Source organism: Thiomicrospira microaerophila (genome assembly GCF_000934765.1).
Lineage (GTDB): Bacteria > Pseudomonadota > Gammaproteobacteria > Thiomicrospirales > Thiomicrospiraceae > Thiomicrospira > Thiomicrospira microaerophila.
Genome location: NZ_JYNN01000083.1, coordinates 1 through 5,164, shown reverse-complemented (window position 1 = coordinate 5,164; position 5,164 = coordinate 1). Strand labels below are relative to the sequence as shown.

General features: G+C 47.2%; 7 protein-coding genes. 1 reads left to right on the top strand and 6 read right to left on the bottom strand.

What is annotated here, in order from left to right; translation table 11 throughout:
• Positions 1 to 238: 238 nt before the first annotated feature.
• From NA59_RS12460 to NA59_RS12440, 5 genes are read right to left on the bottom strand one after another with little or no spacing between them, the layout of a single operon-like run.
• On the bottom strand, positions 239 to 1,174 hold the full coding sequence (locus NA59_RS12460) for a hypothetical protein (RefSeq protein WP_044413392.1): 936 nt from the start codon (positions 1,172 to 1,174) through the stop codon (positions 239 to 241).
• A 3-nt stretch (positions 1,175 to 1,177) separates the two neighbouring features.
• Positions 1,178 to 1,888 (bottom strand): hypothetical protein, encoded by a 711-nt coding sequence (locus NA59_RS12455; protein ID WP_044413389.1) that lies wholly within the window; start codon positions 1,886 to 1,888, stop codon positions 1,178 to 1,180.
• 31 nt (positions 1,889 to 1,919) lie between these two features.
• Positions 1,920 to 2,882 (bottom strand): ATP-binding protein, encoded by a 963-nt coding sequence (locus tag NA59_RS12450; protein ID WP_044413386.1) that lies wholly within the window; start codon positions 2,880 to 2,882, stop codon positions 1,920 to 1,922.
• A 3-nt stretch (positions 2,883 to 2,885) separates the two neighbouring features.
• Complete coding sequence (locus NA59_RS12445) at positions 2,886 to 3,842, bottom strand: tetratricopeptide repeat protein (protein ID WP_044413383.1); 957 nt, start codon at positions 3,840 to 3,842, stop codon at positions 2,886 to 2,888.
• Positions 3,842 to 4,234, bottom strand: coding sequence for a hypothetical protein (locus NA59_RS12440; RefSeq protein WP_044413380.1), 393 nt, complete (start codon positions 4,232 to 4,234; stop codon positions 3,842 to 3,844). Before NA59_RS12440 ends, NA59_RS12445 begins: the two co-directional genes overlap by 1 nt.
• A 149-nt stretch (positions 4,235 to 4,383) precedes the next feature.
• Here NA59_RS12440 and NA59_RS12435 point away from each other — a divergent pair, with 149 nt between their 5' ends.
• The gene (locus NA59_RS12435) at positions 4,384 to 4,791 is read left to right on the top strand and encodes a PEGA domain-containing protein (RefSeq protein WP_044413377.1); all 408 of its coding nucleotides are present in this window, start codon (positions 4,384 to 4,386) and stop codon (positions 4,789 to 4,791) included.
• Between the two features lie 18 nt (positions 4,792 to 4,809).
• On the opposite strand, the gene NA59_RS12430 is transcribed toward NA59_RS12435, so the two are convergent.
• A partial coding sequence (locus NA59_RS12430; RefSeq protein ID WP_044413374.1) for an IS66 family transposase occupies positions 4,810 to 5,164 on the bottom strand: 355 nt, incomplete at its 5' end.

Here is a 5,164-nt window from a genome sequence, read left to right as displayed (position 1 = left end):
TAAAAAGAGTTAGCGCATGAAAAAAACAAATTAGCGCTGAGTTCGAATTGTTCGGTTTCTTGTTCGCTGATTTTTTGAGCGGACTCTAATTAAACTGATCATAAGCCGCAACGCCCTTGTCAAAATCAGCAAAAACAGGCGACACAAAGGTTAAAAACAGGGTCGCGCTGATACATAGATTTTTGATAGACTTCATTTTCTGCTCACTATTTTAAATTTTGCCTATAATTTTTTACCATCAAGCACTAAGCGCAACAAGCATAATAACGCCAAGCATTGCCAACCACGCTGCGATGCTCCACCACAAAGTGCGATAAGAGGGTTTAACCGGCTTAGGCAGCTCACCCAGTTCAGCCTGAATTTCGAGTTGGTTTTCGCGCTGTATTTTTCTGCGTGCGACTGGGTTAAGCCAGATTATCTTTAGCATTAGCACAAGTAACGCAATCGCCAATATCATGCCGGCTATGATGGATAGGCCCTCGATTAAGCCGTTATCGATACAACACCAACCAAACCAGCCATTCAGCCCCAACAGAACAAGCAACCCCAGTGCACTAAATGCTAAAACAACCCGGGTTTTTGCCTGTTGTAGATCACCATCCTGATACCAAGGCATACGCCCTTGTGGTGTGTCATCCTGCATGAGGCGCAACAAACTCTCGCTATCTGAAATCTCGCCCAAGTTAAAGCGATGCGTGCCGCCGCCATCGGTTATTAAAATCAGCTGATGGTCTTTTTTAATGATTTTGCTCACCTGCCAGCGTTGATGCTTTTGATGGTCGGTCAGACCAAGCTGTTGGTCGGTTAAATCCAGATTGAAACGACGATATTTTGTGTTAAACCTGAGGGTCTCGCCTTGCTTATGATCGATTTCTAATTGGTGTTGGCGATAACGCCCAAGCTGGTAAGCGATTTGATAGAGCTGTGCATATTTATCGGCATGAGTCGGTTTGCTATCCACGCTTGCCTGCCAGTCGTTACGCGCGCTGTTAAAATGCAATTCCACCTCTAGGCTTCGGCCTTCATACACCAGGTTGAGCGAATGCGCGCTCATCGACTGGAAAAAACTCGCCACCTCGTCAAACGCTATCCGCTCGCCATTGATAAAAAAGGCATCCTTCTCGCCACTCAGGGCAAGTTCGGTGTCTTTAAGACTGTTTTGGTTTAAAAGCATAGCTCACCTTAACCACATCACCCACTCAAAGCCACGCGCAAAATAAGGCGCACCCTCAAAGGCGAAACCATAAAGATTGATTAGTACGAGACTGTAAACACAAATGGCCAAGAAACCCAGTACACGGTTAATCATTGGGTACGTTGTGGCGTTTGAGGGCGCAGGCACCTCATCAATGCGGCTTGCGTTGTGCGGATCTTTCTCCTCCTGAGAAGGATTAGAGCCATCAGGCGGCTTGATTTTTAATGCTCGCTCTAGCGCATCTTCAAAACGGGTCAGGCCGTCTTTAAATGAGGTGGCAAAATCCTTCGGCACATGGGATTTGTTGGCTGGGAGCAAGTTGTCGAGTGAATCAATTTGTTCTGCCTGTGCTTGTTCGCCCGTGCTGGGTAACACCACAGGTATGGCACTTTTTTTAGATGCGGGTTCGTCACCAAGATACCAACCGAAGAGCACCTCCAGCCAACCACCCCAAATAAGCACTAAAAACAGGTTGAGCTCGAACCAAACGAAAAACACATGCTTAAGGGGTAGATTGTCGTCTATTAAGCCGAGCAAGCCAAACAATCCCATTATCAATATAAGCCCAAACGATGCTAGCGACATCGTCACAAATAAACTGAGGTATTGTTTGGGTCTGTAAATGAGGTACTTGGGTTCTGTGGTGTCAAACACCGACTCAAAAAACGGCGTAATGGTTTTGGCTTTACTCATACCTGGTCGCTATCCCTGTTTATAAAAAACCTTAGAAAAATCCGATTTTGCGTTTTTTAGTGGTGGGATGCTGGTCAAGATAATCGGCCAGTTCATCATACACCCCGCTTTGGTTGGCATATTCGACTACATTTTTCGCTGCTTCTAGCCATTCTAAAGTACTGGGCTTGAGATGGGAGCGTTGTGCCACCAAATCGGCCTGTTCAATCAGCCGCTCTTGACCTGTTTCAAGAATCGACTCAATCACAGTTTCGCTCACCTGATCGACCCAGCCTTTAATATCCGCACCGGAGAAATGAGCGCTTAATTGCGCCAGCTCGGCATAATCTAACTGACCAATCGGCAGTTCGCTCAACATCCCGGCTAAAATCTGTTGGCGTGAATCCTGATCGGGCGGCGGCACAAACAACGTCATATCAAACCGTCCTGGGCGTCGAAAAGCCGAATCCACATCCCAAGGCGCATTGGTTGCGCCAATCACCAATAGATTTTCATTATCCGATTCCACACCATCGAGCTGTGCCAAGAACTGATTGATAGTCGTGGTTAAGGACGAATGGCGCATCAGTTCGCGTTTGCGCCCCAGTGCATCAATCTCATCAATAAAAATCACTGCTGGACGTTGCGCGCGAGCCGTGTCAAACAAGGCCTGGATATTCTTTTCGCTATTGCCTAAATACATATCCAAGATGTCATGGATGCTGACATTAAAAAACGCGGCATTACATTCGCCCGCAATCGCGCGTGCAAAAAAGGTTTTACCGCAACCGGGCGGGCCATAGAGCAACAATCCACCACCGGCGGTTTTGTTGAACTTTTTAAACAAGGCAGGATTTTTAAACGGCTCGATAATTTTAATCCGCGCTTGGCGTTTGAGTGCTTCTAGCCCACCCACCTGCTCAAACCGAATCCAGTGTTTGGGCGACAGGGGTTCAAATTGGCTCACGCTCGGCTGAGCGTCCTCAACCGGTTGTTTTTGTAAATCTTCGCTCATACGTTAAACCTTTGTTGTACTTATTTTGCCCCAAACCCAATACACCCCATAACTCAACAAGCTAGCGCCTGCCGTTAAAACACCAGCAATAAACAGACTAATCAAACTCCATTCACTGGGCGCAAAGCCAATGAAAAACAGCAAGCCAAACATACTAATCGCAGGCAGTCGCTGGCTCCAGCTAAACAACCAAGCACTGAGCCCTATGCTCATTGCCAAAAGGCTGAGTTTGGCATAGATGGCCAACGGTTCTGCAAGCGCATGAGAGGATAGCGCCAATAATGCCAGCAGAGCAAACAGCCAAATAAACCTATGGCGATTAACCCCCTGCGTGCGCAAGGACTCGCTCACCTCCTGATTCATTGGATTAATGGCTAATACCTGAGCCAATAAGGCCTGTTTTTTCCAAGGGCTTTGGGTGTAATCGGCTAAAAGCTCCAACGCAAACGCATCATTCGGTTCACGGCTTAAATAGGTTTTAATCATCGGCCGTGCAATATCCGCGCGCCCACATACCGAGCCATATAATTGGGCTAAATGTAACCAGGCCTGGTTGTGCAAAGGCGCGGTTTCTAATGCCTTAATAAACTGCGCCTGCGCACCGGCCATATTGGATTGATGCATCCACACCAAACCTAAAAAATCTTGATAATCCGCCCCATTCGGTGAGATCGCAAGTGCATGATGGGCGGAGCGCTCTGCCTCCTTGAGCTGATTAAGTTGTAACTGCACAAAACCGGTTAAATGCCAAAATAGGGCTGAAAACCCACAGCTGGCTTGCAAACGCTGTGAAGCGGCCAAGGCATCGGTATAAGCTTTTTGATGCATTAGCGCCAGCAGCTGATACAAACCCGCCTGCACATCGTGCTGATTCTGCCCTAAGGCGCGCGTTGTCTCCGCCAACAGCTGATCAAATCGATCCAGCTGATACAGCACATCAAAGCGATTCTCCAAGGACATCAACCAACCCCCTTAGACTCAAACGCCGTACGATAACCAATACAGTGGCGACAAGGATAAAACATCAACAACAGCGTTAAACCATAAGCCAAGGGCAGGGCACCAATCCAATACGCATGCACCAACAGCGCCCCAATACCCAAGGCGCCACCCACCAAATGCACCACAAGCTGTTTTTGCCAAGGATAAAAGTGATGCCAAGAGGCCAACCCTGATGCCAAACCAAACCCCAGCACAATCAAGCTCAAGCCCCAATAAAGCGAAAAAGACACCTCGCTCAACCACGCCAACCCCAAGCTCAAATACAGCACAATCAGCAATAAATGACGCACCAACCCCAGCAAAACCTGTCCGCTAAAATGCACCGCATTAAATGCAACCAACCCTCTCAAAAAACACGTCCTTATTTCTTGCAAGCTAGTAAAAAGCTATTATAATGCGAAATAGTGATTAATAATCAAGTGAAAACCAGTGAAAAATGCGCTAACGAATGCTAAATTTATTGTGTAGCGAATATGTGAAGCGAACAGGAGAACCCCGAATGCCATTAGCCAACCCAGCCATACAGTTACAAACCGCCACAAAACCAAAAAACCTCTACCGCCAGGCCATCAAAGGTATAGGTATCGCGCTAATCGGACTTGCGCTGACAGGCTGTAATGCCGAAGCCCAAGCACAAAACAATAAAATTGGTGATGGTTTTATAGCAAGCCCGACTAAGCTTGAGCGTCCGAAGGCCGATTCCGCTACCCTTCGTATCACATCTAATGTTGGTGGTGCCAATATTTATATCAATGGCCATTTTCGGGGTGAAACATCATCAAGCACCAGTGAGAGCTTTGATATTAGGCTTGCCGAAGGCACCTACCATATACAGCTCGTCAAACCCATCGATGCAAACTCAGAATGGCGTGGTGAGCGCAGAAATCTAATGGTTGTTGATTTGTAACTATTCACCCCATACAAGCTACTCATCTTGATTGGGCGTGATAGCCTCCGTCATGAAAGGAAGTGGCTCTCCCTTAAAAAGCGATGTCATCGCCTCTGAACTCGTGAGGCCTTGTTTCGTTGCCGTTGATAAATAACTTCGGACACGACACAGGATATTTGCACCACCCATTGATCGAAAGCAGCCTGATACTTTCTGGTGAACCTTAAGCATGCGGATATCGCGCTCACCTTGATTATTGGTAAACGGGGCATTGGGGTCTTCTAAAAACCGAAGCACATCTGCTTCATAGCACCTTAACCTTTCAAGCAGATTGCGTGATTTTGAGCGTTTTAATTTACCGCGTTTGCCTTCTCGCTGTGTTTCATCGGGT